Source organism: Pseudomonas sp. A-RE-19 (assembly GCF_019956555.1).
GTDB lineage: Bacteria > Pseudomonadota > Gammaproteobacteria > Pseudomonadales > Pseudomonadaceae > Aquipseudomonas.
Window position 1 is genome coordinate 81,859 of record NZ_JAHBDQ010000012.1, and the last position, 26,526, is coordinate 108,384.

Sequence of the window (26,526 nt, forward strand, 5' to 3'; positions counted from 1 at the left end):
GAGGATGTCCCATGACGTTATTCCTGCCCCAGAACACCCTGTCCCAGAGCTATCGCGAGATCCTCATCGGCCTCGGGGAAAACCCCGACCGCGAAGGACTGCAAGACACCCCGGTGCGCGCCGCCAAGGCGATGCAATACCTGTGTCATGGTTACGAGCAAAGTGTCGACGAAATCGTCAACGGCGCGCTGTTTGCCTCAGACAACGATGAAATGATCATTGTCGACAACATCGAGCTGTACTCGCTCTGTGAACATCACATGCTGCCCTTCATCGGCAAGGCTCATGTGGCTTATATTCCGACAGGCAAGGTGCTGGGCCTGTCGAAGATTGCGCGGCTTGTGGACATGTTCGCCCGCCGACTGCAAATCCAGGAAAACCTCACCCGGCAAATCGCCGACGCCGTGCAGCAAGTGACCGACGCCGCCGGTGTCGCGGTGGTCATCGAAGCCCAGCACATGTGCATGATGATGCGCGGCGTCGAAAAACAGAATTCGACCATGAACACCTCGGTGATGCTCGGCGCCTTCCGCGAGTCGAGCAACACCCGCCAGGAGTTCCTGCAATTGATTGGACGGAGCAAGTAGCAATGCCACAACTTCAACCAGGAATGGCACGCATCCGGGTCAAGGACCTGTGTTTGCGAACTTTCATCGGGATCAACGAGGATGAAATCCTCAACAAGCAGGATGTGCTGATCAACCTCACCATTCTGTACGCCGCCCAGGATGCGGTACGTGACAACGATATCGATCACGCATTGAATTACCGCACCATCACCAAGGCGATCATCGCCCACGTGGAGGGCAATCGCTTCGCCCTGCTCGAGCGCCTGACCCAGGAATTGCTGGACCTGATCATGGCCAACGAGTCGGTGCTGTACGCCGAAGTCGAAGTCGACAAACCCCATGCCTTGCGCTTCGCCGAGTCGGTATCGATTACCCTGGCCGCGAGCCGCTGACCGCGTCTGGCGCATCGCTCGCCAGGCTTTTATCATCCGCGCCACGATTTGATTGCACAGAGCCCATCATGAACGATCAACAACGCCTGGAACTTGAAGCCGCCGCCTTTCGCCGGCTGGTTGCCCACCTGGACAGCCGCAAGGACGTGCAGAACATCGACCTGATGAACCTCTCGGGTTTCTGCCGTAACTGCCTGTCCAAGTGGTACAAGGCCGCCGCCGACGAACGCCAGATCGACGTCAGCCTCGACGAAGCCCGCGAAGTGGTTTACGGCATGCCGTACGCCGAGTGGAAAGCCCAATACCAGAAAGAAGCCAGCGCCGAACAACAAGCGGCGTTCGCCAAAGGAAAACCCAATGAGTAATTTGAACACCCTGCGCGCCAGCCTCAAGAGCGGCGAACATGCTTTCGCCGACACCTTGGCGTTCATTGCCGCCGGTTACGACTATCAGCCCCAGTCGTTCAATAACGGCGGCGTGGAAAACGCGGCAGGGCAGAACGAAGGTTCGTGCAAGACCTTGGGTCTGGCATTGCTGGAAGGTCTGAGCGATGAGGAAGCACTGTTGGCGTTCGGCGAGCATTACCGTTCGGTGGTGGCCACGCCTGAAGGCAGCGACCACGGCAATATCCGCGCGCTGATTGCCCATGGGTTGGCGGGTGTGAAGTTCGCGCAGCAGCCGCTGACTCGCCGCTAAAAGCTTTTTGTAGGAGCACGGCTTGCCGGCGAAGGCGATCTCAAGGACGCCATCGCCGGCAAGCCGTGCTCCTACAGGTATTAGCGGCACATCCCGACTTTTAAGATTGACCCGGCAACTTTATTTCGTTTGCCGGGTACCACTGCTCACGGCTTAGATAAAAAGAAGCATCCCTTCTTCTGAGTCCGGTATCCATGAGCAGCGAAAACATCAGTCGGTCGATCAACATCGTTCATCCCGTCACGCTCAGCCACGGCAAAAATGCCGAGGTCTGGGACACCGACGGCAAACGCTACATCGATTTTGTCGGTGGGATCGGCGTGCTGAACCTCGGCCATTGCCATCCGCGCATCGTCGAGGCCATTCGCGAACAGGCCACCCGCCTGACCCACTACGCGTTCAACGCCGCCCCGCATGCGCCCTACATCGAACTGATGGATCGCCTGACGGCGTTTATTCCGGTGGACTATCCGGTCAGCGGCATGCTCACCAACAGCGGCGCGGAAGCGGCGGAAAACGCCCTGAAGGTCGTCCGTGGCGCCACCGGTCGCACGGCAGTCATCGCCTTCGACGGTGCCTTCCACGGTCGCACACTCGCCACTCTGAACCTCAACGGCAAAGTCGCGCCCTACAAACAGAAAGTCGGTGTGCTGCCGGGGCCGGTGTTTCATCTGCCCTTCCCCAGCAAAGACAACGGCGTGACCTGTGCCGAGACCCTGAAAGCCATGGACCGTCTGTTCAGCGTCGAGATCGACGTTGATGACGTGGCCTGTTTTATCCTCGAACCGGTGCAGGGCGAAGCGGGCTTCCTGGCGATGGACGTGGAGTTTGCCCAGGCGCTACGACGTTTCTGTGATGACAAAGGCATCCTGCTGATCGCCGATGAAATCCAGTCCGGCTTCGGCCGTACCGGCCAGCGGTTTGCATTCTCGCGACTGGGCATTGAGCCGGACCTGATCCTGCTGGGCAAAAGCATTGCCGGCGGCGTGCCGTTGGGTGCGGTGGTCGGGCGCAAGTCGCTGCTCGATAACTTGCCCAAGGGCGGATTGGGCGGCACCTATTCGGGTAACCCCATCGCCTGCGCCGCCGCGTTGGCGACACTGGACGAAATGAGTGATGCACACCTGCACGCCTGGGGCACGCAACAGGAAGAAGCGATTGTCAGCCGTTATGAATCCTGGCGAGCCCGCGAACTGTCACCCTATCTGGGCCGCTTGACCGGCGTCGGTGCAATGCGCGGCATCGAGCTGATCAACGCCGACGGCACACCTGCCTCGGCACAACTGACGCAGCTACTGGCCCTGGCGCGAGATTCGGGCTTGCTGCTGATGCCCAGCGGCAAGTCGCGCCATATCATTCGGCTGCTGGCGCCATTGACCACTGAGGCCGCAGTGCTGGAGGAAGGGCTGGATATCCTTGAGGCGTGCCTGAAGAAGTTGGCCTGATCCCAAAGTCCACACAGTCCATGTGAGAGCGAGCCTGCTCGCGATAGCGATTTACCATTCAATCTTGATGTGACTGATACACCGCTATCGCGAGCAGGCTCGCTCCCACAGATACTTTGATCGGCAATAAATCGTGAGCACAAAAAAACCGGCCGAAGCCGGTTTTTTGCTTTCTACAGAATCAGAATCAAGCGTTCTGCAGATCATCGAGGTAGCGCTCGGCATCCAGTGCCGCCATGCAACCGGCACCGGCCGAGGTAATGGCCTGACGGTAAACGTGGTCAGCCACGTCACCGGCGGCAAAAATACCTTCGACACTGGTGGCGGTGGCGTTGCCATCACGGCCGCCCTGCACAACCAGGTAGCCGTCTTTCAACGTCAGCTGACCTTCGAACAACGAAGTGTTCGGGGTGTGGCCGATGGCGATGAACACGCCGTCGACTTTCAGCTCGTCGAAGCTGCCATCGTTGTTCTTCAGGCGAGCACCGGTCACGCCCATGTTGTCGCCCAGCACTTCGTCCAGGGTCGAGTTCAGCTTCAGGATGATCTTGCCTTCGGCAACCCGGGCATTGAGCTTGTCGATCAGGATCTTCTCGGCGCGGAACGTTTCGCGACGGTGGATCAGGGTTACGGTGCTGGCGATGTTGGCCAGATACAGGGCTTCTTCCACAGCAGTGTTACCACCACCCACCACAGCCACAGGCTTGTTGCGATAGAAGAAACCGTCGCAGGTCGCGCAGGCCGAAACGCCTTTGCCCATGAACGTTTCTTCCGATGGCAGGCCCAGGTAACGGGCGCTGGCGCCAGTGGCGATGATCAGAGCGTCGCAGGTGTAAGTCGCGCTGTCGCCAATCAAGGTGTATGGCTTGGCAGCGAAGTCCACGGCATTGATGTGATCAAACACGATCTCGGTTTCAAAACGCTCGGCGTGCTCTTTCATCCGCTCCATCAGCGCCGGGCCGGTCAGGCCGTGGACGTCGCCCGGCCAGTTGTCGACTTCGGTGGTGGTGGTCAGTTGACCGCCAGCCTGCATGCCAGTGATCAGCAGTGGCTTGAGGTTGGCACGGGCGGCATAGACAGCGGCGCTGTAACCGGCAGGGCCGGAACCGAGAATAATCACTCGCGAATGACGAACTTCAGACATGACCTGCTCCTGTTGACCGGCCCGAAACACTGGGCACGGAACGCCGGATTGCCGGCGGGAATAAAAAAGGACCGTTGAAAGCACTTGGGGAAGGCTTGGGCTCGACAGTCCTGTAAAAAGAATGGGTGCAGCGTATCGAGGGGGCGAAGATTAAGGAAATACGGTTTAACAATCCAGCTCATAGGCGGTCTCTATGCCGTAGCCGTGAATATATAGACGCCTTTGTTACAGTTAATGTCGATGCTGCTACCGCGCTTTCGCCCGTCAGGCAAAGCCGGTAAGGTCGGCGCGTTTACCTTTTGCTCGGAGCACGTTATGCCCGCCCCTGTTCTGTCTGGCCCGCAATACCTGCGCGAGGGCCTCAAGCTGGTCCTGAGCCCAAGCCTGCGCTTGTTCGTGTTGTTGCCGCTGGCGATCAACCTGGTGCTGTTCGTCGGATTGATCTATCTGGCTGGCCATCAGTTCAGTTTGTGGGTCGATTCGCTGATGCCATCCCTGCCCGATTGGCTGAGCTTTCTGAGCTACGTGCTCTGGCCGATTTTTGTCGTATTAGTGGTGCTGATGGTGTTCTTCACCTTCACCATGCTGGCCAACGTTATCGCCGCGCCATTCAATGGCTTCCTCGCGGAGAAAGTCGAAGTGGTGGTGCGCGGCACCGACGACTTCCCGACCTTCAGCTGGGGCGAACTGATCGCCATGATCCCGCGCACCCTCACCCGGGAAATGCGCAAACTCGGCTACTTCCTGCCCAGGGCCATCGGGCTGTTCATCCTGTCGTTCATCCCGGTGGTCAACATCATCGCCGCGCCGCTGTGGCTGCTGTTCGGGGTGTGGATGATGGCGATCCAGTACATCGACTACCCGGCGGACAACCACAAACTGGGCTGGAACGAAATGCTCGCCTGGCTGCGGCAGAAGCGCTGGCAGAGCATGAGTTTCGGCGGCAGTGTTTATCTGGTGCTGCTGATTCCGGTGGTCAATATTCTGATGATGCCGGCGGCCGTGGCTGGGGCGACGTTGTTCTGGGTGCGGGAACGTGGCGCGGAAAATCTGGTGCCGGCACGCCGTTAGCTTCGTCATAAATCCATCACCCAGCCGTCACAATGAAGACATGACCTCAGCCTACGCTGAGGCCATGACGACAGCTCTGCATATCACCCTGATCACCGAGACCTTCCCACCGGAAATCAACGGCGTGGCCAATACCCTTGGCCGCTTGTTCGACGGTCTGTGCGCGCGTGGGCATCAGGTCGAACTGGTGCGGCCACGTCAGGGCTGTGACGAGCTGATAGGCAGCAACGATGAGTTATTGTTGTGCCGGGGCTGGCCACTGCCGGGTTACCCCGGCCTGCAATGGGGCCAGTCATCAATGCACAAGCTGTTGCGGCGCTGGAAACGCCACCGCCCGGATGTGCTCTACATCGCCACGGAAGGGCCGCTGGGGTTGTCCGCGTTGCGCGCGGCTCGTCGCTTGGGGATTTCGGTGGTCAGCGGCTTTCACACCAACTTTCAGCAGTATTCCAGCCAATACGGGCTCGGGTTACTGACGCGTTTGCTGACCCACTACCTGCGCTGGTTTCACAATCGCTCGACCCTGACCCTCGTGCCCAGCGTCAGCCAGCGACTGGAGCTGGAGCGCCGCAGTTTCGAGCGCCTGGCATTGCTCTCTCGAGGTGTCGACAGTCAGTTGTTTCATCCGGCCAAAACGCTGAAACCGCTGCGTGAGCAATGGGGCTTGGCCGACGGTGATATCGCCCTCATTCATGTAGGACGCCTGGCGCCAGAGAAAAATCTTGGCTTGCTCAAGCGGTGTTTCGACGCACTGAAAGTGACTTATCCACAACGAAAAATGAAGTTGATTGTGGTCGGTGACGGTCCGCAAAGAGAGACGCTGGAGAAGGAATTGCCCGAGGCGATTTTCTGCGGCTCACAACGCGGCGAAGCTTTGGCCAGTCATTACGCGTCGGGGGATGTGTTTTTGTTTCCAAGCCTGACCGAAACCTTCGGCAATGTGGTGCTTGAGGCCTTGGCCTCGGGGCTGGGAGTGGTGGCGTACGATCAGGCGGCGGCGGCTCAGCATATTCGTCATGGCTACAACGGCGTGCTGGCAATGCCCGGGGATGAAGAGGCGTTCTGCGATGCGGCACGTTGGCTGCTGGAGGAGCGCGAAACCTTGCGTTGCGTGCGCCTTAATGCGCGCCAACATGCGAGCCGTCAGGGCTGGGCGGCGATCATCGAGCAGTTCGAGCGGCAATTACGGGGGGCTTGTGTTGGGGAGCAGGTGATTCCTGATGCTCAGACATTGCCCTGAATCCTTAATGACATTGAGTCCGCCTTCGCGAGCAAGCCCGCTCCCACAGGTGACTGAGTTCTCTCAGAGAAATGCGGTCGAATGTGGGAGCGGGCTTGCTCGCGAAGGCGTCAGTCTGGTCGCCGCTTAAACCAGCGTCATCAACGCCTCACGGCTGAACGGCAGGATGTCTTCTTCACGACCGTCGCGCACTTTCTGCGCCCAGTCCGGGTCCACCAGCAACGCACGGCCCACAGCCACCAGATCGAACTCATCGTTGTTCAAACGCTCCAGCAGTTTTTCCAGACTGGCCGGTTGGGCGATCTTGTCGGTGTTGACCATGAACTGCAGGAATTCGCCGTCCAGGCCAACGCTGCCCACGGTGATGGTCGGTTTGCCGGTGAGCTTGCGGGTCCAGCCCGCCAGGTTCAGTTCGGAACCGTCGAACTCCGGCTCCCAGAAACGCCGCGTCGAGCAGTGGAAAATGTCCACGCCGGCGTCGGACAACGGCTTGAGGAATTCACCCAACGCCTCTGGCGTCTGCACCAGTCGCGCGGTGTAGTCCTGCTGTTTCCATTGGGAGAAACGGAAGATGATCGGGAAACCCTCGCCGACCGCTGCACGCACGGCCTGAATCAGTTCGATGGCAAAGCGAGAGCGATTGGCCAGGCTGCCACCGTATTCGTCAGTGCGCTGGTTGCTGCCTTCCCAGAAAAACTGGTCCACCAGATAACCGTGGGCACCATGGATTTCCACGCCGTCCATGCCGATGCTCTGGGCGTCTTTGGCGGCTTGGGCGAACGCGGCAATCACGTCCCGGATATCGTCCTTGGTCATGCCGTGAACCACGACCTGACCGTCCTTCAATTTTTCCGACGGACCATAACCCGGCACGCTGGCATCCGGCTCGGTGCCGATGCGGCGCACGCTGCCCACATGCCACAGTTGCGGAACGATCCTGCCACCCTCGGCATGCACTGCGTCGACGACTTTCTTCCAGCCGGCCAATGCCGCTTCACCGTAGAAGTGCGGCACGTTCGGGTAGCCGTTGGAAGCCTTGTGACCGACGGTGGTGCCTTCGGTAATGATCAGGCCCACCCCGGCAGCGGCGCGACGACGGTAGTACTCGATCACTTTGGAATTGGGCACGCCGCCCGGCGAAAAGGAGCGGGTCATCGGCGCCATGACGACGCGGGTCGGCAGTTCAAGGGCGCCGAGGTGAAAAGGCTTGAACAGGGCTTTGACAGGCATTGGACGCTCCACGGGACATAGACTTTATGACGGCGATAATATGGAGAGTCGCAAGGCTTGAACAGCACTATTGATTTAGGTGATTAAGGATTAGAAACGAAAAGATCGCAGCCTTCGGCGGCGCCCACAGGCGCGTAGGAGCTGCCGAAGGCTGCGATCTTTTGATTTTGAATTTGATTTTCAGCTCAGCGCTTTTTCAATCGCATGAACAACGATCGGATCATCCGGCGCCGTACGCGGCGAGAAACGCGCCAGCACGCGACCGTCCTTGCCCAACAAGAATTTCTCGAAGTTCCAGGTGATGTCACCCGGGAACTCCGCACCCTCGCCCGCCAGCAGACGGTACAACTGATGACGCTCATGACCGTTGACTTCCAGCTTGCTGGACAACGGAAAGGTCACGCCATAGTTGAGGCTGCAGAACTCCTGGATCTCCCGCTCGGTGCCCGGTTCCTGGCCGGCAAACTGGTTGCACGGCAGGCCCAGCACACTGAAACCCTTGTCCTTGTATTGCTGGTAAAGGTTTTCCAGCGCCGCGTACTGTGGGGTCAAACCACATTTGGAGGCGACGTTGACCACCAGCACGACACGCCCCTTGAAGGGCGCCAGAGGTAGCTCCTGACCATCCAGGGCTGTCAGTTTAAGGTCGTGAAAAGCACTCATGACGAACTCCAAATTCCTGTGTTCTTCTCAAAACAGCCACTTGGCGGTGCCATCAAGGACAGCCGCGGACTAAAAAGGCGCCCTCGGGCGCCTCTCCAGATCTCGAAAGCTTAGCGCAGAAAATCAGTGATGATGGCCACCTTCGCCATGGACGTGACCATGAGCGATTTCTTCCTGGCTGGCATCACGGATGTCGATGATCTTGACCTGGAAATTCAGGCGCTGACCGGCCAACGGGTGGTTGCCGTCGACAGTGACATCGTCGCCGTCCAGATCGCGAATGGTGACGATCTGCATCTGGCCATCCGGAGCGGAAGCGTGGAACTGCATGCCCACTTCCAGTTCGTCGACGCCTTCGAACATGCTGCGGCTCAGGGTGCTGACCAGTTCGGCAGCGTATTCGCCGTAAGCATCTTCTGGTTCTACGGCGACAGTCAGTTCATCACCGACTTTCTTGCCTTCCAGTGCCTTTTCCAGGCCCGGGATGATGTTACCTGCGCCTTGCAGGTAGACCAGCGGCGCGCCGCCGGCGGAGCTGTCGATGACCTCACCAGCGTCGTTGGTCAGGGTATAGTCGATGGAGACAGCCTTATTGGCGGCGATCAGCATGGGGCGAGACCTTTTGCATAAGAAAGATGAATGTCCAAGTTTAGCGAAGCAATCGCCCGAAAGCGAACACAACCCGGACAGACGGGTTGCGACGAAAGCTTCGATCGTTACCGGCTTTCATCAGGACGAGGATGGCCACTGGGTGGCCGAGCTTTCCTGCGGCCATACCCAACACCTGCGGCACCAGCCCCCCTGGCAATCCCGGGCCTGGGTCCTGGACCCTGCACTGCGTAATGAAAAAATAGGTCAGCCCTTTGATTGCGGTTGGTGCGCAAAAGGCTCGGTTAGCGCTAACCTTGGCGACTGATTTGGGCAGATCGTCAGTTATAGAGGATCGCCACTGCCATGCTCCCTTAGAGAATCCGCATGCAAACTTTTTTTATCGCGCCCACCGATTTTGGTGTGGGTCTGACCTCCATCAGCCTCGGGCTGGTGCGTACCCTCGAGCGGGCCGGCCTCAAAGTCGGCTTCTTCAAGCCGATTGCCCAGCCGCACCCGGGCGACACGGGCCCTGAACGCTCCACCGAACTGGTGGCCCGCACCCACGGTTTGAAACCACCTCAACCGTTGGGCCTGGCCCATGTCGAGCGGATGCTCGGTGACGGTCAGCTGGATGAGTTGCTCGAAGAAATCATCACCCTTTATCAGCAGGCCGCCATCGGCAAGGATGTGCTGATCGTCGAAGGCATGGTCCCGACTCGTAGCGCCAGTTACGCGGCGCGGGTCAACCTGCACTTGGCCAAGAGCCTGGACGCCGATGTGATTCTGGTCTCCGCACCGGAAAACGAAGTGCTGACCGAATTGTCCGGCCGGGTGGAGTTGCAGGCGCAATTGTTCGGCGGGCCGAAAGACCCGAAAGTCCTTGGCGTGATCCTCAACAAGGTCAAAACCGACGAAAGCATGGAGGCCTTCGCCTCGCGCTTGAAGGAACACTCGCCGTTGCTGCGCAGTGGCGATTTCCGCTTGCTCGGCTGCATCCCGTTCCAACCGGAACTGAACGCGCCGCGCACCCGCGACGTGGCCGATCTGATGAGCGCTCAAGTGCTCAACGCTGGCGACTACGAAACCCGGCGCATGACCAAAATCATCATTTGCGCCCGCACCGTACGCAACACCGTGGAGCTGCTCAAGCCCGGCGTGCTGGTGGTGACCCCTGGCGATCGCGACGACATCATCCTTGCGGTCAGCCTCGCGGCGATGAATGGCGTGCCCCTGGCCGGCCTGTTGCTGACCAGCGACACCCTGCCAGACCCGCGCATCATGGACCTGTGCCGTGGCGCCTTGCAGGCCGGTTTGCCGGTGTTGTCGGTGAGCACCGGTTCCTACGAAACGGCCAACCAGTTGAACAGTTTGAACAAGGAAATCCCGATCGATGACCGCGAACGTGCAGAGATCATCACCGATTTCGTCGCCAGCCATCTCGACGCCAACTGGCTGCACCAGCGCTGTGGCACACCACGGGAAATGCGCCTGTCGCCTGCAGTGTTCCGCTATCAACTGATCCAGCGCGCCCAGTCCGCCAACAAGCGCATCGTGTTGCCTGAAGGCAGCGAGCCGTTGACCGTGCAAGCTGCGGCGATCTGTCAGGCGCGGGGCATTGCCCGTTGTGTGTTGCTGGCCAAACCGGAAGACGTCGAAGCCGTGGCCCGCGCCCAAGGCATCGAGTTGCCGCCGGGGCTGGAAATCCTCGACCCGGACCTGATCCGCGAGCGTTACGTCGAGCCGATGGTCGCCCTGCGCAAAAGCAAAAGCCTCAATGCCCCCATGGCCGAGCAGCAACTGGAAGACACCGTGGTAATCGGCACCATGATGCTGGCGCTGGATGAAGTCGACGGACTGGTGTCCGGAGTCATTCACTCCACCGCCAACACCATCCGCCCCGCCCTGCAACTGATCAAGACCGCGCCGGGCTGCACCCTCGTGTCGTCGGTGTTCTTCATGCTGTTTCCGGAAGAAGTGCTGGTTTACGGCGACTGCGTGATGAACCCGCACCCGAGCGCCAGCGAACTGGCCGAGATCGCGTTGCAAAGCGCCGATTCGGCGGCGGCGTTCGGCATCACGCCACGGGTGGCTATGATCAGCTATTCCAGTGGTGAATCGGCCAGCGGCGAAGAAGTCGAAAAGGTTCGCGAGGCCACATTGCTCGCCCACGAACAGCAACACTCGTTGTTGATCGACGGCCCGTTGCAGTACGACGCCGCCGCCAACGAAACCGTGGCCCGGCAACTGGCGCCGAACAGTCAGGTGGCCGGTCGTGCCACGGTGTTCGTGTTCCCCGACCTGAATACCGGCAACACCACCCACAAAGCCGTGCAGCGCAGCGCCGACTGCGTCAGCCTCGGGCCGATGCTGCAAGGCTTGCGCAAGCCGGTGAATGACCTGCCGCGCGGCGCGCAAGTCGATGACATCGTCTACACCATCGCGTTGACCGCGATCCAGGCCGCCAACCGACCTATGGATGTTTAAATGCTGGATTTTCTACCTGCCCCCGTGCGCGGCCTGATCGCCTCGCTGCTGTTGGCGCTGAACACGATTGTCTGCTGCACCCCGCTGTTCGTGGTGGCGATCTTCAAACTGCTGCTGCCCTTCCCCGCCGCCCAGCGTTTCACCGACTGGCTGATGAGCCACATCCACGAAACCTGGATCAGCAACAACAAGGCCTGGATGGACCTGCTCGGGCATACACGCTGGCAGCTCAGCGGGCTGGAAGGCCTGGACTATCAGCACTCGTACCTGATCACCAGCAACCACCAGAGCTGGGTCGACATCATGGTGTTGCAGTACGTGCTCAACCGGCGAATCCGCCCGCTGAAGTTCTTCCTCAAGCAGCAACTGATCTGGGTCCCGGTGATCGGTCTGGCGTGGTGGGCGCTGGGCTTTCCGTTCATGAAACGTTACTCCAAGACCTACCTGGAAAAGTACCCGGAGAAGAAAGGCAAGGACCTGGAGACTACCCGCAAGACGTGCGACAAGTTCCGCAATAACCCGGTGGGGATTTTCAACTTCGTCGAAGGCACGCGCTTCACCGAGGGCAAGCACGCACAGCAGAGTTCACCGTTCCGCTACCTGCTCAAACCAAAAGCGGGCGGTATTGCCTTCGTGCTGGATGCCATGGGCGACCAGCTGGAGGCCATCGTCAACGTGACCATTCACTATCCGGCCGGGCGTCCAGGTTACTGGGATTTGCTTTGCGGGAATGTTGGGGATGTGGTGGTGCACTTTCAGGAACTGAAAATTCCACAGCAGTTCGTCGGCAAGAACTACGACCAGGATGGTGCGTATCGCCTGGAGTTTCAGGGCTGGATCAATCAGCTGTGGAATGACAAGGATGCGCTGCTGGGGCAGATGCACCGCGAGTACACCGCCAAGGTTTGAGGTGCCTGTACCGGCGCCATCGCGGGCTTGCCCGCGATGGCGATCTCAAGAACATAAAAAAACCCGCAGACGATCACTCATCTGCGGGTTTTTTATTTGCAGCTAACGCTTAGATCGCGCCACGCTTACGCAGCAGATCGAGCACTTGCTTGACGCTTTCTTCCAGCGACAGCGACTGGGTGTCGATCACCAGATCGGCATTCAGCGGCACGTCGTACGGGAAGGATTCGCCCGGGATGTTGTCGCCACCCGCGGCGTACAGACCTTGCGGATCACGCTCGGCGCAGACCGTCGGCGAGGCCTGGACGTAGACCGTCAGCAGACGCTCCTTGCCGATCAGGTCCTTGGCCTGCTCGCGACCTTCAGCGCTCGGCGCAACGAATGCAGCCAGGGTCAACAGACCGGCTTCGTTGAACTGACGCGCAACGTGCGCCGCACGACGCCAATTCTCGGTACGCCCGGCGCGATCCTGTGGCAGACCTTTGTTCAGGTCGTGACGCAGGTTCTGGCCATCGAGTACAAACACCGCGCGGCCCATATCGAACAGCTTGCGTTCAACCGCGTACGCCAGGGTGCTTTTACCAGCGCCCGACAGGCCGCTGAACAACACGGTGGCCGGTTGCTGACCGAAGCGCTGGGCACGTTCTTCGGTAGCCACGTGAGCCAGTTTGCCGTGGTGGGTGCTGGTGCCATGGCTCAACGGCTGGGCGATGATCATGCCCGCCGCGACCGTGCCGTTGGTCAGTCGATCAATGACGATGAACGAACCGGTGGTGCGGTTGCTGTCGTAACCGTCCAGCGCGATGGCCGCGTCGAGGCTGATCTTGACCCGACCGATCTCGTTCAACTGCAGCGAACTGGCCGGCCCTTCGGCCAACGTGTTCACGTCCACGCGATTGACGATGCTGGTGATCGAACCCGGCACGTAAGTCGTGGCGCGCTTGATGTCGTATTTCTTGCCCGGCAGCATCGGTTCTTCGGCCATCCACACCAGCATGGCGTCGAAGGCGTCGGTCACTTGCGGCTGGTTGTCGGCATGCACCAGCAAGTCACCGCGGGAGATGTCGATTTCGTCTTCCATGGTCAGCGTCACGGCTTGACCAGGACCTGCATGCTCCAGCTCACCTTCGAAGGTGACAATGGATTTCACACGGCTGCTCTTGCCCGACGGCAACACAACGACTTCGTCGCCCTTGTGCACGATGCCGCTGGCCAGGGTGCCGGCGAAACCACGGAAGTTCAGGTTCGGACGATTGACGTACTGCACCGGGAAACGCAGGTCGGTGTAGTTGCGGTCATTGGCGATTTCGACGGTTTCCAGAATCTCCATCAGCGACTGGCCGGTGTACCACGGCGAGCGCTCGGACTTGTTCACCACGTTGTCGCCTTTCAGCGCCGACATCGGCACGAAGGCCATGGTGGTCGGCTTGAACGCGATGCCTTCGGCGAACTTCAGGTAATCGGCCTTGATCGACTCGAACACGCTTTCGTCGAAGCCGTTGAGGTCCATCTTGTTGATGGCGACAACGATGTGCTTGATGCCCAGCAACGAGGCAATGAAGCTGTGGCGACGGGTCTGGGTCTGCACGCCGTAACGGGCATCGACCAGAATGATCGCCAGGTCACAGGTGGATGCACCGGTGGCCATGTTGCGGGTGTACTGCTCATGGCCGGGGGTATCGGCGATGATGAATTTGCGCTTGGCGGTAGAGAAATAGCGGTAGGCGACATCGATGGTGATGCCCTGCTCACGCTCGGCCTGCAAGCCGTCGACCAGCAACGCCAGGTCGATGTCTTCGCCGGTGGTGCCGACCTTTTTCGAGTCGCGGGTGATGGCTTCCAGATGATCTTCGTAGATCATTTTGGAGTCGTGCAGCAGACGCCCGATCAGGGTGCTCTTGCCGTCGTCGACGTTGCCACAGGTAAGAAAGCGCAGCATTTCCTTGCGTTCGTGCTGGCCCAGATAGGCGAGGATGTCCTCGCTGATCAAATCAGATGCGTGCGACATGACAACCCCTTAGAAATAACCCTGACGTTTCTTTTCTTCCATGGAACCTGCGCCATCGTGATCGATGACCCGGCCCTGGCGTTCGGAAGTTCGCGTCAGGAGCATTTCCTGAATGATGTCGGTCAGGCTGGTGGCCTCGGACTCGACCGCACCGGTCAACGGGTAGTCGCCCAGCGTACGGAAACGGACCTTCTTCTTGACGATGCGCGCCTTGTCTTCGTCGCTCAGGTGATTGAGCAGGCGCTCGTCGTCGATCATGATCCAGGTGCCATTCATCTCGATAACGTCGCGCTCGGCGGCGAAATACAGCGGCACGATCGGGATGCCTTCGAGGTAGATGTACTGCCAGATGTCCAGCTCGGTCCAGTTCGACAACGGGAACACGCGGATCGATTCGCCCTTGTTGACCTTGCCGTTATAGACGTTCCACAACTCCGGGCGCTGGTTTTTCGGGTCCCAGCGGTGCTTGGTGTCACGGAAGGAATACACGCGCTCTTTGGCCCGGGACTTCTCTTCGTCGCGACGGGCGCCACCGAAGGCCGCATCGAAGCCGTACTTGTCGAGGGCCTGTTTGAGGCCTTCGGTTTTCATGATGTCGGTGTGCTTGGCACTGCCGTGGGTGAGCGGGTTGATCCCCTGCGCAACACCCTCGGGATTGACGTGCACCAGCAGGTCAAGGCCGAGCTCTTCGACCATGCGGTCGCGGAACGCGTACATTTCCTTGAACTTCCACTGGGTGTCGACATGCATCACCGGAAACGGAAGTTTGCCCGGGAAGAATGCCTTGCGTGCCAGGTGCAGCATCACGGCGGAGTCTTTACCGACGGAGTACAGCATCACCGGGTTATCGAACTCGGCGGCGACCTCGCGGATGATGTGGATGCTTTCGGCCTCCAGCTGTTTCAGATGCGTCAGTTTGTCGACCATGGCTACTCACGAAAACGATCTTATGGACGGCCTGCGGGCCGTGTTCGAGCGGGGAATCCTAGCACAGCGCCTCCTTCTAATCAGGACGCTGGCTAGATCGAAAGGGTATATGAATATACCCCCCCGTTTGGGGCTCTGTAGGAGCGAGGCTTGCCCGCGAAGAACGATTACGCGGTGCATCAGGGATACCGAGTTATCGTTCTTCGCGGGCAAGCCTCGCTCCTACAGGGCAACCCCATTCAGTTCTGAAATCAAATCGGATTCGGGCAATCGATGAAGATGTGCTCGAGGGCGAAACGTCGTGCCAGGTAATCGCCCAACGCCTGCACCCCATAACGTTCGGTGGCATGGTGGCCGGCGGCGATGAAGCTGATGTCGTTTTCCCGGGCGCTGTGGAACGTCTGCTCGGAGGCCTCGCCGCTGAGGTACAGATCGACGCCGGCCAACACCGCCTGATCAATGTAACCCTGGCCGCCACCGGTGCACCAGCCGACCCGACGAATCATCTCGCTGCCTTCGATCAGCAATGGCTCGCGCCCCATGACTTCCTGCACGCGGCGGGCGAAATCGCGAGGGGTCATCGGTTCGCTCAACGAGCCGACCAGGCCAACGATTTTCAGATTGTCCGGATCCAGCGGGCCTTCAACAGTAATATCCAGTTGCCGGGCAAGCTGCACGTTGTTGCCGACTTCCGGGTGCAGGTCCAGCGGCAAGTGATAAGACAGCAGGCTGATATCGTGCTTGAGCAGGGTTTTCAACCGGCGTTGCTTCATGCCGGTGATGCACGGGTTCTCGCCTTTCCAGAAATAGCCGTGATGCACCAGCACCAGATCGGCCTGGGCCTCCACCGCAGCGTCCAGCAACGCCTGGCTGGCGGTGACGCCGCTGACGATGCGCATCACTTGCGGCCGTCCCTCAACCTGCAAACCATTGGGGCAGTAATCGGCGATCTTCGCACTTGCCAGGTAGCGGTCGGCTTCTTCGACCAGGGTGCTCAGGGCGACGGCCATAAAAGACTCCTAAATATCCCGTTCAGAGGCGCGCGCGGCCTCGTATAATGCGCGACATTATGGGCGGTCTCACACCGCCTGCAACCTCTGTAGGACGTGCTTAATGCTCAAGGCGCTGCGTTTTTCCGGCTGGCCGCTGTTGGCCGGCGTGCTTATCGCTTTATTGATTATTCAGCGTTACCCGCAATGGGTCGGGTTACCGAGCCTGGACGTCAATCTGCAGCAAGCCCCACAAACCATCGGTCTGCAGCAGGGCCCAGTGTCCTATGCCGATGCGGTGACCACGGCCGCGCCGTCGGTGGTCAACCTGTACACCACCAAAGTGGTCAACAAGCCCAGCCATCCGCTGTTCGAAGATCCGCAGTTCCGCCGCTTCTTCGGCGACAACTCGCCCAAGCAGAAGCGCATGGAGTCGAGCCTCGGTTCGGGCGTAATCATGAGCCCGGAAGGTTACCTGCTGACCAACAACCATGTGACCAGCGGTGCTGACCAGATCGTGGTGGCGCTCAAGGATGGCCGTGAAACCCTGGCCCGGGTCATCGGCAGCGACCCGGAAACCGACCTCGCGGTGTTGAAGATCGACCTGAAAAACCTGCCGTCGATCACCGTCGGCCGTTCCGACAATATCCGTATTGGCGACGTGGCCCTGGCCATCGGCAACCCGTTCGGCGTCGGCCAAACCGTGACCATGGGCATCATCAGCGCCACGGGGCGCAATCAGCTCGGGCTGAACAACTACGAAGATTTCATCCAGACCGACGCCGCGATCAACCCCGGCAACTCTGGCGGTGCGCTGGTGGACGCCAACGGCAACCTGACCGGCATCAACACAGCGATCTTCTCCAAGTCCGGCGGTTCTCAGGGCATCGGTTTCGCGATCCCGGTCAAACTGGCGATGGAAGTGATGAAGTCGATCATCGAACACGGCCAGGTGATTCGCGGCTGGCTCGGCATCGAAGTGCAACCGTTGAGTCAGGAACTGGCGGAATCGTTTGGTCTGTCGGGACGGCCGGGGATTGTAGTCGCGGGGATTTTCCGTGACGGCCCGGCGCAGAAGGCCGGCCTGCAACTGGGCGATGTGATCCTCAGCATTGATGGCGAACCGGCTGGCGATGGTCGCAAATCAATGAACCAGGTGGCACGCATCAAGCCGACCGACAAGGTCACGATTCAGGTGATGCGCAACGGCAAGGAGCTCAAGCTCACGGCAGAAATCGGTTTGCGTCCGCCGCCTGCGCCGATCAAGGAAAAAGAAGAAGAGTAGATAGCCGAGACTCTCCCTGCGGGAGCGAGCCTACTCGCGATGAGGCCGTAACATTCCACATCATCGTTGACGGTTAAGCAGGCTCGCCCCACACATCCCCATAATCATTCCCACACTCCGCGTGGGAATGAACAGTAATGTCATCTCGGTAATGGCTCAAGTGGCTGAAAGCCAGGCGCCAAACCTGCGAGACATATTCGTATTTCGCAGAACTTGAAAAACAATTGATTCCAAAAAGATATAGAGCACTAGTATTTATGACAGTACTCAATAAAGAAATATAAGCTTAGGCTTTTTTGGCAGCTGGACATTAACTTATAGCCAAAAAAGGAATTAGCTACAATGAAAACTCACATACCGCCTGCTACTGGGCATATGACCGTCGAATCTTCTGACGGCACAGTACGCTCAACCGCGAATGTGTTCTATCTCTTTACCAGCTTCAAGGGAGTGACAATTATCGGTAATTTTGGTGAGGACTTTATTTTAGTGAGCACCCCAGGCCAACAAGATCAGGATGGGGAATTCGAGTATGTATATCCCGATGGAAAGTTCCCTTATGAATGGAGCGAAAGTCATGAAGGAACATTACAAAAATTCGTAAGCGGAACAATGAAAGTGAAAACCCCAAACTTCAGGCTAGGAGTTAAAGGAAACTTCACGGGAACCTTAGAGGACAAAAAATATGTCACGGGTACTTTTTCAATAGAAGTCAACTCCCATAAGTAATTTTTAAACTTCCTGAAGGTACATACTTTGGTCGCTCGATGACCGTCGAGAAAACAAAGAACGAACTTCGTTAGGAAGTGATGCAGCACCCGCCCCATAAGTCGGGAGCTGCATTTTTAATCGGCAGGTTACAAATCACCCAACCCATCAATCAACGCCTGATTCTGCTCCGGCGTGCCAATCGAAATCCGCAGGAACTGGGCAATCCGCTCCTGCTTGAAGTGCCGAACAATAACGCCCTGCTCGCGCAACTTCGCCGCGAGCCCTGCTGCATCGTGCGTCGGGTGACGGGCGAAAATGAAGTTCGCCGCCGATGGCAACACCTCAAAGCCCTTCGCCTCCAGCTGAGCGACCACCTTCTCGCGGCTCTCGATGACCAACCGGCAGGTCTTGTCGAAATACTCGCGATCCTCGAACGCCGCCGCAGCCCCCACAATCGCCAGACGATCCAGCGGGTAGGAGTTGAAGCTGTTCTTGATCCGCTCCAGCGCCTCGATCAGGTCCGGATGCCCCACCGCCAGGCCGACACGCAGACCCGCCAGCGAACGGGACTTGGACAGGGTCTGAGTCACCAACAGGTTCGGATAACGGTCCACCAGAGTGATCGCCGTTTCACCGCCAAAATCGATGTACGCCTCATCCACCACAACCACCGAATCCGGACTGGCCTTGAGGATCTGCTCCACGACTTCCAGTGCCAGCAGGCAACCGGTCGGCGCGTTCGGGTTTGGGAAGATGATCCCGCCGTTCGGCTTGGCGTAGTCCGCCGGGTTGATCTGGAACTGTTCATCCAGCGGCACCGCGTCGAATGCGATGCCGTACAACCCGCAGTAAACCGGGTAGAAGCTGTAGCTGATATCCGGGAACAGCAACGGCTGATCGTGTTGCAGCAGACCGTGGAAAATGTGCGCCAGGACTTCATCGGAACCGTTGCCGAGAAATACCTGATTGCTTTGCACGCCGTAGTATTTGGCAACGGCTTGCTTGAGCACATCGCCGTTCGGGTCCGGGTACAGACGCAGATTGTCGTTCAACTCGGTTTGCATCGCCGCCAAGGCTTTAGGCGATGGACCGTACGGGTTTTCGTTGGTGTTGAGCTTCACCAGTTTCGCCAGCTTTGGCTGCTCACCCGGCACGTAAGGCACCAGATTCTTGACGAAGGGACTCCAGAATTTACTCATGTTCAGTTGCCCTGCCCTTGAAAAAAGTCTTCGTCAACGATGCGGTATTCGGCGCTCCGCGCGTGAGCGGTCAGCGACTCGCCACGGGCCAGCACGGAGGCAGTTTTGCCCAGTTCGGAGGCACCCTGCTCGGAGCAGAAGATGATCGACGAACGTTTCTGGAAGTCGTAAACACCCAGCGGCGAAGAGAAGCGCGCGGTGCCGGACGTCGGCAATACGTGGTTCGGACCGGCACAGTAATCACCCAGCGCTTCGGACGTGTGGCGGCCCATGAAGATCGCACCGGCGTGGCGGATCTGTGGCAACCAGGCCTGCGGGTCGGCGACCGACAACTCCAGGTGTTCTGGTGCAATGCGGTTGGCCACTTCGATGGCTTGTTCCATGTCGCGAACCTTGATCAGCGCACCACGACCATTTATCGAGGTTTCGATGATCTCGGCGCGCTCCATGGTTGGCAGCAGTTTGGCGATACTCGCAGCGACCTTGTCGAGGAACTCGGCGTCGGGGCTGACCAGAATCGCCTGGGCGTCTTCATCGTGCTCGGCCTGGGAGAACAGGTCCATGGCGATCCAGTCCGGATCGGTCTGGCCGTCGCACACCACGAGGATCTCCGACGGGCCGGCAATCATGTCGATACCGACCTGACCAAACACGTGACGCTTGGCGGTGGCGACATAGATGTTGCCAGGGCCAACAACCTTGTCGACCTTCGGCACACTTTCGGTACCGTAAGCCAGCGCCGCAACGGCCTGGGCGCCGCCGATGGTGAACACTCGATCGACGCCGGCGATGCAGGCCGCGGCCAGCACCAGTTCATTGATTTCACCGCGCGGAGTCGGCACGACCATGACCACTTCGGTCACGCCCGCCACCTTGGCCGGAATCGCGTTCATCAGCACCGAGGACGGGTACGACGCCTTGCCGCCCGGCACGTACAGGCCGGCGCGATCCAGTGGCGTGACCTTCTGGCCCAACACCGTGCCGTCAGCTTCGGTGTAGCTCCAGGAATCCTGCTTCTGTTTTTCGTGGTAGCTGCGCACACGGGCCGCGGCTTTTTCCAGGGCTTCGCGCTGAGGCACGGTGATGCGGGTCAGAGCCAGTTCCAGACGTTCGCGCGGCAGGATCAAGTCTGCCATGGATGCCACTTGCAGGCCGTCGAACTTCTGGGTGAATTCCACCAACGCCGCGTCGCCACGCTCGCGCACGGCTTTAATGATGTCCAGCACCCGCTGATTGACCGAGTCGTCAGACACACTTTCCCAGCTCAGCAGATGATCCAGATGATGTGCGAAATCCGGGTCAGCAGCGTTGAGTCGGCGAATTGCAGTCGGTGCGGTCATAGCGAGAGCCTCATAGGATTGGCAAAAACTCAGGCGCCCGAAGCTAACATTCGATCCGCTTGGGCACCTGAGAATTCTGGCTATGAGGCGGATAGACGGCGCGACTCAAGGTCGCGCGGGTAAATCAGCCGCGGTGTCGAGACTCCACTGCCTTGCGCAGGGTGTCGATCAACGCCTGGATACGGGCGTGTTGCATTTTCATCGAAGCTTTGTTGACGATCAGCCGGGAGCTGATGTCGGCAATGAAATCCTGGGGTTCCAGGCCATTGGCACGCAGGGTGTTACCGGTGTCGACCACGTCGATGATCTTGTCCGCCAGACCGATCAGCGGCGCCAGCTCCATCGAGCCGTAGAGCTTGATGATGTCGACCTGGCGGCCCTGCTCGGCGTAGTAACGCTTGGCGACGTTGACGAATTTGGTCGCCACCCGCAGACGGCCCTTGGGCTCGACATCGCCGACACGGCCGGCGGTCATCAGCTTGCAGAGGGCAATTCGCAGATCCAGAGGCTCGTACAGACCCTGGCCGCCATATTCCATCAGCACATCTTTACCGGCGACGCCGAGGTCCGCGGCACCATGCTCGACATAAGTCGGCACATCGGTGGCGCGCACGATCAGCAGGCGCACATCGGCCTGGGTCGTGGGGATGATCAGCTTGCGGCTCTTGTCCGGATTCTCGGTCGGCACGATGCCCGCTTCAGCCAGAAGCGGCAGGGTGTCGTCAAGGATGCGGCCCTTGGACAGTGCGATGGTCAACATGGGAAACGTCAGTCCTTATCAAGGTACTCATGCCCGGTCGCAAACGGCGCCGGACACACATCGAGCCTGAAACAGGCTCGACTCTGAACAATTCAACGGGCACGTCCCTGTGCCCATGCAGCAGAAACTAGCCCGGTACGCGGCGGATCTTCGCGCCGAGCATCTGCAGTTTCTCTTCGATGCACTCGTAACCACGGTCGATGTGGTAGATGCGGTCGATCAGGGTGTCGCCTTCGGCGATCAGCGCCGAGATCACCAGGCTGGCCGAAGCACGCAGGTCGGTGGCCATTACTGGCGCGCCCTTGAGCTTTTCGATGCCGGTAACGATGGCGGTGTTGCCTTCGACCTGGATGTGAGCGCCCATGCGGTGCAGTTCGTAAACGTGCATGAAACGGTTTTCGAAGATCGTCTCGATCACCGCACCGGTACCTTCGGCAATGGCGTTGAGGGAGATGAACTGCGCCTGCATGTCAGTCGGGAACGCCGGGTACGGAGCGGTCCGCACGTTGACGGCTTTCGGCCGCTTGCCGTGCATGTTCAGCTCGATCCAGTCTTCACCGCAGGTGATTTCGGCACCCGATTCGCGAAGCTTTTCCAGGACGGCTTCGAGGATGGTCGGATCAGTGTCCTTGACCTTCACACGCCCGCCGGTTACCGCCGCCGCCACCAGGTAGGTGCCGGTCTCGATACGGTCAGGCATCACCTTGTAAGTGGTTGGGTGCAGACGCTCGACGCCATCGATGGTGATGGTATCGGTGCCGGCGCCAGTGATCTTGGCGCCCATGGCGTTCAGGAAGTTCGCCAGGTCGATGACTTCAGGCTCGCGAGCGGCGTTTTGCAGGACGCTGCGACCCTTGGCCAGAGCAGCGGCCATCATGATGTTCTCGGTACCGGTCACGCTGACGGTGTCGAAGAAGAAGTGCGCACCGCGCAGGCCACCCTCAGGGGCCTTGGCTTTGATGTAGCCGCCTTCGACGTCGATGACCGCACCCATGGCTTCGAGGCCACGGATGTGCAGGTCGACCGGACGCGAACCGATGGCGCAACCGCCAGGCAGTGCAACTTCGGCTTCACCGAAACGGGCAACCATCGGGCCCAGCACCAGGATCGAGGCACGCATGGTTTTCACCAGTTCGTACGGCGCGATCAGGGTCTTGATGGTGCGCGGGTCGATTTCGACGCTGAGCTTCTCGTCGATCACCGGCTCGATGCCCATACGACCGAACAGCTCGATCATGGTGGTGATGTCGTGCAGGTGCGGCAGGTTGGCAACGGTAACCGGGCCATCGCACAGCAGGGTTGCAGCCAGGATCGGCAGGGCAGAGTTCTTTGCCCCGGAGATGCGGATTTCGCCATCAAGACGAACGCCACCGGTAATAATCAATTTATCCATAAGAATCTCGACGCCCTTGGGCTCAGGTGCGCTCGGCCCAGGCCGCGCTGCTGAAAAATTTCATAGTGACCGCATGGATGCTGCCATCGGTGATCCATGGGTTCAAATGGGCATAGATCTGCTGCTGACGCTTCACCGGGCTCAACGCCGCCAGTTCATCGCTAATCACGTTCAGCTGAAAGTTGCAGCCTTCGCCCTCAACTTCTACCTGCACTTGTGACAGAGAATCGGACAGCTTTCCTTCAAGGAAGCTCTTTACTTCGTTGGCCTGCATGCTCAACCTCAATCGGCGCCCTGTGCGCGCGGGTCGGACATCATACAAAAAAGCCCCGCGCCTGCGAACCCCGCGAAGCAGGACTCTGACGGGGGGCTTCTTTATAGATGCGGTTCAGGGATGCGCCAACAGCTCGGTCAGTTCGCTGACCTGAGCGATTTCGCGCATGTCTTCGGGCATCGCACGAATGCTCAGGGCCTTGCTGGCCGCCTGGGCATCGCGCATGAAACATAGCAGCAGCGACAAGCCGACGCTGCTGGACTTCTCCACTGCGGAGCAATCGACCACCAGCGCCGCCGCCTTACTGGACTTGATCAGTGCCTGCCCCTGCTTGCGCAGGTTCGGGCCTGTGCGGTAATCCAGCACGCCGCTGAGCAGCAACTCGCCGGATTCGCTCATGCGAATGGCCGACTCACTCATTGGGTTTGCTTCTCGGTAGATTGCCCAGTGGTTTCCTGGGTTTTTGCAACTTCCTTGGCCTTGGCGACTTCACCGGCCCAACCATCGATGGTCTTTTGCAGATCATTGCCATTGCGCTGCATCGCGTCAGCGAACTGATCGCGGAACAGCTTGCCAATGTTGATGCCGTTGATGATCACGTTGCGCAGTTTCCACTCGCCGTTGATCTTCTCCAGTGTGTAGGACACAGGATAGATCGCGCCGCTACTGCCTTTGACCGTCATGCCAACGCTTGTGCGGTCTCCCGACTCATCCTTGGCAGGTTCAACGGTGATGCCCTGGTTGTTGTACTCAAGCAAGGCGTTACCGTAAAACTGGAACAGGCCTTTCTTGAAGTTTTCCTGAAAGGTCTGCATCTGCTCGGGCGTGGCTTTGCGCGAATACTTGACCGTCATGATGCTTTTGGAAATGCCCTCGGCATCCACCACAGGTCCGACGATGGTGTTCAGCGCCGTATAAAAGTCTTGTGGATCCTGCTTGTACTTCTCTTTATTGGCCGACAGGTCGGCAAGCATCCGGGTCGTAGTGTCCTGAACCAGATCATGCGCCGAAGGTGCCGCCACCGCGTTAGCCATCAACGGCAATGCCGCGAGTAATACCAACAGGCCACTTCGCAAGGTAGAGATCATTTAAAAATTCCTCATTTGGCGTCTTTGCTAACGGTATTGAGCAAGAATTTACCGATCAGGTCTTCGAGCACCAGCGACGACTGGGTGTCATGGATGGTTCCACCATCCTTGAGCAGGGCTTGTTCCCCGCCCACGCTGATACCGATGTACTTCTCGCCCAACAGGCCAGCCGTCAGGATAGATGCAGTGGAATCAGTCGGCAGGTTATCTACGCGCTTTTCCAGTTGCATGGTCACCCGGCCGGTGAAGCTGTCACGATCCAGATCGATCGCCGTGACCTTGCCGATGGTCACACCGGCCATGGTCACTTTAGCTCTGACCGTCAAACCGGCGATATTATCGAAATATGCATAAAGTTTATAAGTATCGGTGGTTGTGCTTGGGGACAGACCACTGACCCGTAACGCAAGCAACAACAAAGCCAGGATGCCAGCCAGCAAGAAAAGGCCGACACCGATTTCCAGGGTGCGGTTTTGCATCAGAAATCTCCAAACATCAAGGCGGTCAGAATAAAGTCCAGGCCGAGTACAGCCAATGAGGCATACACCACGGTCTTGGTAGTGGCACGACTGATCCCCTCGGAAGTGGGCTCGCAGTCATAGCCTTGGAATACGGCGATCCAGGTCACGACGAAGGCAAAAACGACGCTCTTGATAATACCGTTGAGCACATCGTCGACAAACGTCACGCTGTTTTGCATGTTCGACCAGTAAGAGCCGTCATAGACACCCAGCCAGTCGACGGCCACCCACGAACCGCCCCAGATGCCCACCACGCTGAAAATCATTGCCAGCACCGGCAGGGAAATGAAACCGGCCCACAGCCGCGGGGCAATGATGTACTTGAGCGGGTCGACCCCGATCATTTCCAGGCTGGACAACTGTTCGGTGGACTTCATGTTGCCGATTTCGGCGGTCAGCGCCGACCCCGCGCGCCCGGCGAACAGCAAAGCCGTGACCACCGGACCCAGTTCACGCAACAGCGTCAGCGCAACCATCTGCCCGACTGCCTGCTCCGAACCGTAGCTGGACAGGATGTTGAAGCCCTGCAGTGCCAGCACCATGCCGATGAATACCCCGGAGACCACGATGATCACCAGGGACATCACGCCCACCGAGTGCAGTTGTTTGACCAGCAGGCCAAAACCGCCGCCGATGCCGCCACGACCGAGCAAGGCATGAAACAGGAACAGCGCCGAACGGCCGAACACCTCCAGCACATCGATGCCGGCGCGGCCGAACCGGCGCACTCTTTCTATCAGTGAAATCTTGCGCATCAGCGCTTCCCCAGAAGATCTGCGCGGTAATCCGGCGCTGGAAAGTGGTATGCGACCGGGCCGTCGGGTTCGCCTGTCAAGAATTGACGAATACGTGGCTCGTCCGATTTCATCAAATCCTTGGGCGAGCCCTGGCCCAACACTTGCCCGTCGCCCACCACAATGAGGTGATCGGCGATGCTCGCGGTCTCGGCCAGGTCGTGGGAAACCACGATGCTGGTAATGCCCAGCGCATCATTGAGCAGGCGGATCAGGCGCACCAGCACGCCCATGGCGATCGGGTCCTGCCCGACAAAGGGTTCGTCGTACATGAGGATTTGCGGATCAAGAGCAATTGCCCGGGCCAGCGCGACACGACGCTTCATGCCGCCGGACAATTCGTCAGGCATCAGGTCGATGGCGCCACGCAAGCCCACGGCCTGCAATTTGAGCAGGACAATGTCGCGGATCATTTCTTCCGGCAGCCCGGTATGAACACGCAGCGGAAAGGCGACGTTCTCGAACACATCAAGATCGGTGAACAGTGCGCCGCTCTGAAACAGCACGCCCATTTGTTTGCGCGCATCGAACAGATCGCTGCGCGACAACGTCGGCAGGTTCTGTCCATTGACCCAGACTTCGCCGCTGGTGGGGCGCAATTGTGCGCCTATCAGCCGCAACAGCGTGGTCTTGCCACACCCGGAAGGCCCCATGATGCCGGTGACCTTGCCGCGTGGTATGCGGATATCGACGTTATTGAAAATGCTGCGCGCACCGCGCTTGAAGGTCAGTCCCTTCAGCTCGACCGCGTAGGCGTTATCGGCACTCATCTAAACTCCTTGCGATGCAGCCTCTCACTCGGA

29 protein-coding genes are annotated in these 26,526 nt (G+C 59.1%); 12 read left to right on the forward strand and 17 right to left on the reverse strand.

Going from position 1 to position 26,526, the window contains the following annotated elements; translation table 11 throughout:
• Window positions 1–11: 11 nt before the first annotated feature.
• The 5 genes from folE to KGB14_RS10180 all read left to right on the forward strand — a co-directional run bounded on the left by folE (window position 12) and on the right by KGB14_RS10180 (window position 3,102).
• Window positions 12–587, forward strand: coding sequence for a GTP cyclohydrolase I FolE (folE, locus tag KGB14_RS10160; RefSeq protein WP_223486202.1), 576 nt, complete (start codon window positions 12–14; stop codon window positions 585–587).
• A 2-nt stretch (window positions 588–589) separates the two neighbouring features.
• Window positions 590–961 carry a dihydroneopterin triphosphate 2'-epimerase gene (gene folX, locus KGB14_RS10165; RefSeq protein ID WP_007942179.1) on the forward strand — a complete coding sequence of 124 codons (372 nt, stop codon included), beginning with the start codon at window positions 590–592 and terminating at the stop codon, window positions 959–961.
• A gap of 68 nt (window positions 962–1,029) precedes the next feature.
• Window positions 1,030–1,326 carry a DUF1244 domain-containing protein gene (locus KGB14_RS10170; protein ID WP_223486204.1) on the forward strand — a complete coding sequence of 99 codons (297 nt, stop codon included), beginning with the start codon at window positions 1,030–1,032 and terminating at the stop codon, window positions 1,324–1,326.
• Window positions 1,319–1,657 carry a HopJ type III effector protein gene (locus KGB14_RS10175; protein WP_223486206.1) on the forward strand — a complete coding sequence of 113 codons (339 nt, stop codon included), beginning with the start codon at window positions 1,319–1,321 and terminating at the stop codon, window positions 1,655–1,657. Before KGB14_RS10170 ends, KGB14_RS10175 begins: the two co-directional genes overlap by 8 nt.
• A gap of 194 nt (window positions 1,658–1,851) precedes the next feature.
• On the forward strand, window positions 1,852–3,102 hold the full coding sequence (locus KGB14_RS10180; protein WP_223486208.1) for an aspartate aminotransferase family protein: 1,251 nt from the start codon (window positions 1,852–1,854) through the stop codon (window positions 3,100–3,102).
• Window positions 3,103–3,289: 187 nt separating this feature from the next.
• Here KGB14_RS10180 and trxB read toward each other — a convergent pair whose 3' ends face one another.
• The gene (trxB, locus tag KGB14_RS10185) at window positions 3,290–4,246 is read right to left on the reverse strand and encodes a thioredoxin-disulfide reductase (protein ID WP_030128629.1); all 957 of its coding nucleotides are present in this window, start codon (window positions 4,244–4,246) and stop codon (window positions 3,290–3,292) included.
• A 315-nt stretch (window positions 4,247–4,561) separates the two neighbouring features.
• On the opposite strand from trxB, the gene cysZ reads away from it, so the two are divergent.
• Both cysZ and KGB14_RS10195 read left to right on the forward strand, forming a co-directional pair.
• Window positions 4,562–5,317: a sulfate transporter CysZ gene (gene cysZ / locus KGB14_RS10190; protein ID WP_223486210.1), complete on the forward strand. Its 756-nt coding sequence runs from the start codon at window positions 4,562–4,564 to the stop codon at window positions 5,315–5,317.
• A 40-nt stretch (window positions 5,318–5,357) separates the two neighbouring features.
• The gene (locus KGB14_RS10195; RefSeq protein ID WP_223486212.1) at window positions 5,358–6,557 is read left to right on the forward strand and encodes a glycosyltransferase family 4 protein; all 1,200 of its coding nucleotides are present in this window, start codon (window positions 5,358–5,360) and stop codon (window positions 6,555–6,557) included.
• 126 nt (window positions 6,558–6,683) lie between these two features.
• On the opposite strand, the gene KGB14_RS10200 is transcribed toward KGB14_RS10195, so the two are convergent.
• From KGB14_RS10200 to KGB14_RS10210, 3 genes are all read right to left on the reverse strand, one after another.
• Window positions 6,684–7,787 (reverse strand): NADH:flavin oxidoreductase, encoded by a 1,104-nt coding sequence (locus KGB14_RS10200; RefSeq protein ID WP_223486214.1) that lies wholly within the window; start codon window positions 7,785–7,787, stop codon window positions 6,684–6,686.
• A 180-nt stretch (window positions 7,788–7,967) separates the two neighbouring features.
• The gene (locus KGB14_RS10205; RefSeq protein ID WP_223486215.1) at window positions 7,968–8,450 is read right to left on the reverse strand and encodes a glutathione peroxidase; all 483 of its coding nucleotides are present in this window, start codon (window positions 8,448–8,450) and stop codon (window positions 7,968–7,970) included.
• A 123-nt stretch (window positions 8,451–8,573) separates the two neighbouring features.
• Window positions 8,574–9,059: a peptidylprolyl isomerase gene (locus tag KGB14_RS10210; RefSeq protein ID WP_201195774.1), complete on the reverse strand. Its 486-nt coding sequence runs from the start codon at window positions 9,057–9,059 to the stop codon at window positions 8,574–8,576.
• Between KGB14_RS10210 and KGB14_RS10215 the strand changes: the two genes are divergently transcribed.
• From KGB14_RS10215 to KGB14_RS10225, 3 genes are read left to right on the forward strand one after another with little or no spacing between them, the layout of a single operon-like run.
• Window positions 9,028–9,366, forward strand: coding sequence for a DUF3565 domain-containing protein (locus KGB14_RS10215; protein WP_223486216.1), 339 nt, complete (start codon window positions 9,028–9,030; stop codon window positions 9,364–9,366). The genes KGB14_RS10210 and KGB14_RS10215 overlap by 32 nt on opposite strands.
• Before the next feature lie 59 nt (window positions 9,367–9,425).
• Window positions 9,426–11,525, forward strand: coding sequence for a phosphate acetyltransferase (gene pta, locus KGB14_RS10220; RefSeq protein ID WP_223486217.1), 2,100 nt, complete (start codon window positions 9,426–9,428; stop codon window positions 11,523–11,525).
• Window positions 11,526–12,434: an acyltransferase gene (locus KGB14_RS10225; protein WP_223486218.1), complete on the forward strand. Its 909-nt coding sequence runs from the start codon at window positions 11,526–11,528 to the stop codon at window positions 12,432–12,434.
• A 109-nt stretch (window positions 12,435–12,543) separates the two neighbouring features.
• On the opposite strand, the gene cysN is transcribed toward KGB14_RS10225, so the two are convergent.
• The 3 genes from cysN to KGB14_RS10240 form a co-directional block, all read right to left on the reverse strand.
• Window positions 12,544–14,442, reverse strand: coding sequence for a sulfate adenylyltransferase subunit CysN (gene cysN, locus KGB14_RS10230; RefSeq protein ID WP_223486219.1), 1,899 nt, complete (start codon window positions 14,440–14,442; stop codon window positions 12,544–12,546).
• A 9-nt stretch (window positions 14,443–14,451) separates the two neighbouring features.
• A complete protein-coding gene (cysD, locus tag KGB14_RS10235) occupies window positions 14,452–15,369 on the reverse strand; it encodes a sulfate adenylyltransferase subunit CysD (protein ID WP_008008639.1) in 918 nt (305 codons plus the stop codon).
• A 251-nt stretch (window positions 15,370–15,620) separates the two neighbouring features.
• A complete protein-coding gene (locus KGB14_RS10240; protein ID WP_018927191.1) occupies window positions 15,621–16,379 on the reverse strand; it encodes a Nif3-like dinuclear metal center hexameric protein in 759 nt (252 codons plus the stop codon).
• Between the two features lie 103 nt (window positions 16,380–16,482).
• Between KGB14_RS10240 and algW the strand changes: the two genes are divergently transcribed.
• A complete protein-coding gene (algW, locus tag KGB14_RS10245; protein WP_223486220.1) occupies window positions 16,483–17,643 on the forward strand; it encodes a Do family serine endopeptidase AlgW in 1,161 nt (386 codons plus the stop codon).
• A 342-nt stretch (window positions 17,644–17,985) separates the two neighbouring features.
• Window positions 17,986–18,372 (forward strand): hypothetical protein, encoded by a 387-nt coding sequence (locus KGB14_RS10250; protein WP_223486221.1) that lies wholly within the window; start codon window positions 17,986–17,988, stop codon window positions 18,370–18,372.
• 128 nt (window positions 18,373–18,500) lie between these two features.
• Here the strand turns inward: KGB14_RS10250 and hisC are convergent, their stop codons facing one another.
• The 10 genes from hisC to KGB14_RS10300 all read right to left on the reverse strand — a co-directional run bounded on the left by hisC (window position 18,501) and on the right by KGB14_RS10300 (window position 26,493).
• On the reverse strand, window positions 18,501–19,553 hold the full coding sequence (gene hisC / locus KGB14_RS10255) for a histidinol-phosphate transaminase (RefSeq protein ID WP_223486223.1): 1,053 nt from the start codon (window positions 19,551–19,553) through the stop codon (window positions 18,501–18,503).
• 2 nt (window positions 19,554–19,555) lie between these two features.
• Window positions 19,556–20,893, reverse strand: coding sequence for a histidinol dehydrogenase (gene hisD / locus KGB14_RS10260; RefSeq protein ID WP_030128002.1), 1,338 nt, complete (start codon window positions 20,891–20,893; stop codon window positions 19,556–19,558).
• A gap of 124 nt (window positions 20,894–21,017) precedes the next feature.
• Window positions 21,018–21,653 carry an ATP phosphoribosyltransferase gene (gene hisG, locus KGB14_RS10265; RefSeq protein ID WP_007901570.1) on the reverse strand — a complete coding sequence of 212 codons (636 nt, stop codon included), beginning with the start codon at window positions 21,651–21,653 and terminating at the stop codon, window positions 21,018–21,020.
• A 127-nt stretch (window positions 21,654–21,780) separates the two neighbouring features.
• Window positions 21,781–23,046 carry a UDP-N-acetylglucosamine 1-carboxyvinyltransferase gene (gene murA, locus KGB14_RS10270; RefSeq protein WP_223486225.1) on the reverse strand — a complete coding sequence of 422 codons (1,266 nt, stop codon included), beginning with the start codon at window positions 23,044–23,046 and terminating at the stop codon, window positions 21,781–21,783.
• Between the two features lie 22 nt (window positions 23,047–23,068).
• Window positions 23,069–23,320: a BolA family protein gene (locus KGB14_RS10275; RefSeq protein WP_038978976.1), complete on the reverse strand. Its 252-nt coding sequence runs from the start codon at window positions 23,318–23,320 to the stop codon at window positions 23,069–23,071.
• Window positions 23,321–23,434: 114 nt separating this feature from the next.
• Window positions 23,435–23,740 (reverse strand): lipid asymmetry maintenance protein MlaB, encoded by a 306-nt coding sequence (locus tag KGB14_RS10280; RefSeq protein ID WP_223486227.1) that lies wholly within the window; start codon window positions 23,738–23,740, stop codon window positions 23,435–23,437.
• Complete coding sequence (locus KGB14_RS10285) at window positions 23,737–24,408, reverse strand: phospholipid-binding protein MlaC (RefSeq protein ID WP_223486229.1); 672 nt, start codon at window positions 24,406–24,408, stop codon at window positions 23,737–23,739. The genes KGB14_RS10280 and KGB14_RS10285 overlap by 4 nt, the downstream gene beginning before the upstream one ends.
• 11 nt (window positions 24,409–24,419) lie before the next feature.
• Complete coding sequence (gene mlaD / locus KGB14_RS10290) at window positions 24,420–24,887, reverse strand: outer membrane lipid asymmetry maintenance protein MlaD (protein ID WP_223486231.1); 468 nt, start codon at window positions 24,885–24,887, stop codon at window positions 24,420–24,422.
• Window positions 24,887–25,684, reverse strand: a complete 798-nt coding sequence (gene mlaE, locus KGB14_RS10295; protein WP_223486233.1) for a lipid asymmetry maintenance ABC transporter permease subunit MlaE — start codon at window positions 25,682–25,684, stop codon at window positions 24,887–24,889. The genes mlaD and mlaE overlap by 1 nt, the downstream gene beginning before the upstream one ends.
• Window positions 25,684–26,493, reverse strand: a complete 810-nt coding sequence (locus tag KGB14_RS10300; protein ID WP_223486235.1) for an ABC transporter ATP-binding protein — start codon at window positions 26,491–26,493, stop codon at window positions 25,684–25,686. The genes mlaE and KGB14_RS10300 overlap by 1 nt, the downstream gene beginning before the upstream one ends.
• Between the last annotated feature and the right edge of the window lie 33 nt (window positions 26,494–26,526).

Coding starts and splice junctions, on each gene's coding strand:
- folE (WP_223486202.1), top strand. CDS start 12: ATGACGTTATTCCTGCCCCAGAACACCCTGTCCCAGAGCTATCGCGAG.
- folX (WP_007942179.1), top strand. CDS start 590: ATGCCACAACTTCAACCAGGAATGGCACGCATCCGGGTCAAGGACCTG.
- KGB14_RS10170 (WP_223486204.1), top strand. CDS start 1,030: ATGAACGATCAACAACGCCTGGAACTTGAAGCCGCCGCCTTTCGCCGG.
- KGB14_RS10175 (WP_223486206.1), top strand. CDS start 1,319: ATGAGTAATTTGAACACCCTGCGCGCCAGCCTCAAGAGCGGCGAACAT.
- KGB14_RS10180 (WP_223486208.1), top strand. CDS start 1,852: ATGAGCAGCGAAAACATCAGTCGGTCGATCAACATCGTTCATCCCGTC.
- trxB (WP_030128629.1), bottom strand. CDS start 4,246: ATGTCTGAAGTTCGTCATTCGCGAGTGATTATTCTCGGTTCCGGCCCT.
- cysZ (WP_223486210.1), top strand. CDS start 4,562: ATGCCCGCCCCTGTTCTGTCTGGCCCGCAATACCTGCGCGAGGGCCTC.
- KGB14_RS10195 (WP_223486212.1), top strand. CDS start 5,358: ATGACCTCAGCCTACGCTGAGGCCATGACGACAGCTCTGCATATCACC.
- KGB14_RS10200 (WP_223486214.1), bottom strand. CDS start 7,787: ATGCCTGTCAAAGCCCTGTTCAAGCCTTTTCACCTCGGCGCCCTTGAA.
- KGB14_RS10205 (WP_223486215.1), bottom strand. CDS start 8,450: ATGAGTGCTTTTCACGACCTTAAACTGACAGCCCTGGATGGTCAGGAG.
- KGB14_RS10215 (WP_223486216.1), top strand. CDS start 9,028: ATGGAGACAGCCTTATTGGCGGCGATCAGCATGGGGCGAGACCTTTTG.
- KGB14_RS10210 (WP_201195774.1), bottom strand. CDS start 9,059: ATGCTGATCGCCGCCAATAAGGCTGTCTCCATCGACTATACCCTGACC.
- pta (WP_223486217.1), top strand. CDS start 9,426: ATGCAAACTTTTTTTATCGCGCCCACCGATTTTGGTGTGGGTCTGACC.
- KGB14_RS10225 (WP_223486218.1), top strand. CDS start 11,526: ATGCTGGATTTTCTACCTGCCCCCGTGCGCGGCCTGATCGCCTCGCTG.
- cysN (WP_223486219.1), bottom strand. CDS start 14,442: ATGTCGCACGCATCTGATTTGATCAGCGAGGACATCCTCGCCTATCTG.
- cysD (WP_008008639.1), bottom strand. CDS start 15,369: ATGGTCGACAAACTGACGCATCTGAAACAGCTGGAGGCCGAAAGCATC.
- KGB14_RS10240 (WP_018927191.1), bottom strand. CDS start 16,379: ATGGCCGTCGCCCTGAGCACCCTGGTCGAAGAAGCCGACCGCTACCTG.
- algW (WP_223486220.1), top strand. CDS start 16,483: ATGCTCAAGGCGCTGCGTTTTTCCGGCTGGCCGCTGTTGGCCGGCGTG.
- KGB14_RS10250 (WP_223486221.1), top strand. CDS start 17,986: ATGAAAACTCACATACCGCCTGCTACTGGGCATATGACCGTCGAATCT.
- hisC (WP_223486223.1), bottom strand. CDS start 19,553: ATGAGTAAATTCTGGAGTCCCTTCGTCAAGAATCTGGTGCCTTACGTG.
- hisD (WP_030128002.1), bottom strand. CDS start 20,893: ATGACCGCACCGACTGCAATTCGCCGACTCAACGCTGCTGACCCGGAT.
- hisG (WP_007901570.1), bottom strand. CDS start 21,653: ATGTTGACCATCGCACTGTCCAAGGGCCGCATCCTTGACGACACCCTG.
- murA (WP_223486225.1), bottom strand. CDS start 23,046: ATGGATAAATTGATTATTACCGGTGGCGTTCGTCTTGATGGCGAAATC.
- KGB14_RS10275 (WP_038978976.1), bottom strand. CDS start 23,320: ATGCAGGCCAACGAAGTAAAGAGCTTCCTTGAAGGAAAGCTGTCCGAT.
- KGB14_RS10280 (WP_223486227.1), bottom strand. CDS start 23,740: ATGAGTGAGTCGGCCATTCGCATGAGCGAATCCGGCGAGTTGCTGCTC.
- KGB14_RS10285 (WP_223486229.1), bottom strand. CDS start 24,408: ATGATCTCTACCTTGCGAAGTGGCCTGTTGGTATTACTCGCGGCATTG.
- mlaD (WP_223486231.1), bottom strand. CDS start 24,887: ATGCAAAACCGCACCCTGGAAATCGGTGTCGGCCTTTTCTTGCTGGCT.
- mlaE (WP_223486233.1), bottom strand. CDS start 25,684: ATGCGCAAGATTTCACTGATAGAAAGAGTGCGCCGGTTCGGCCGCGCC.
- KGB14_RS10300 (WP_223486235.1), bottom strand. CDS start 26,493: ATGAGTGCCGATAACGCCTACGCGGTCGAGCTGAAGGGACTGACCTTC.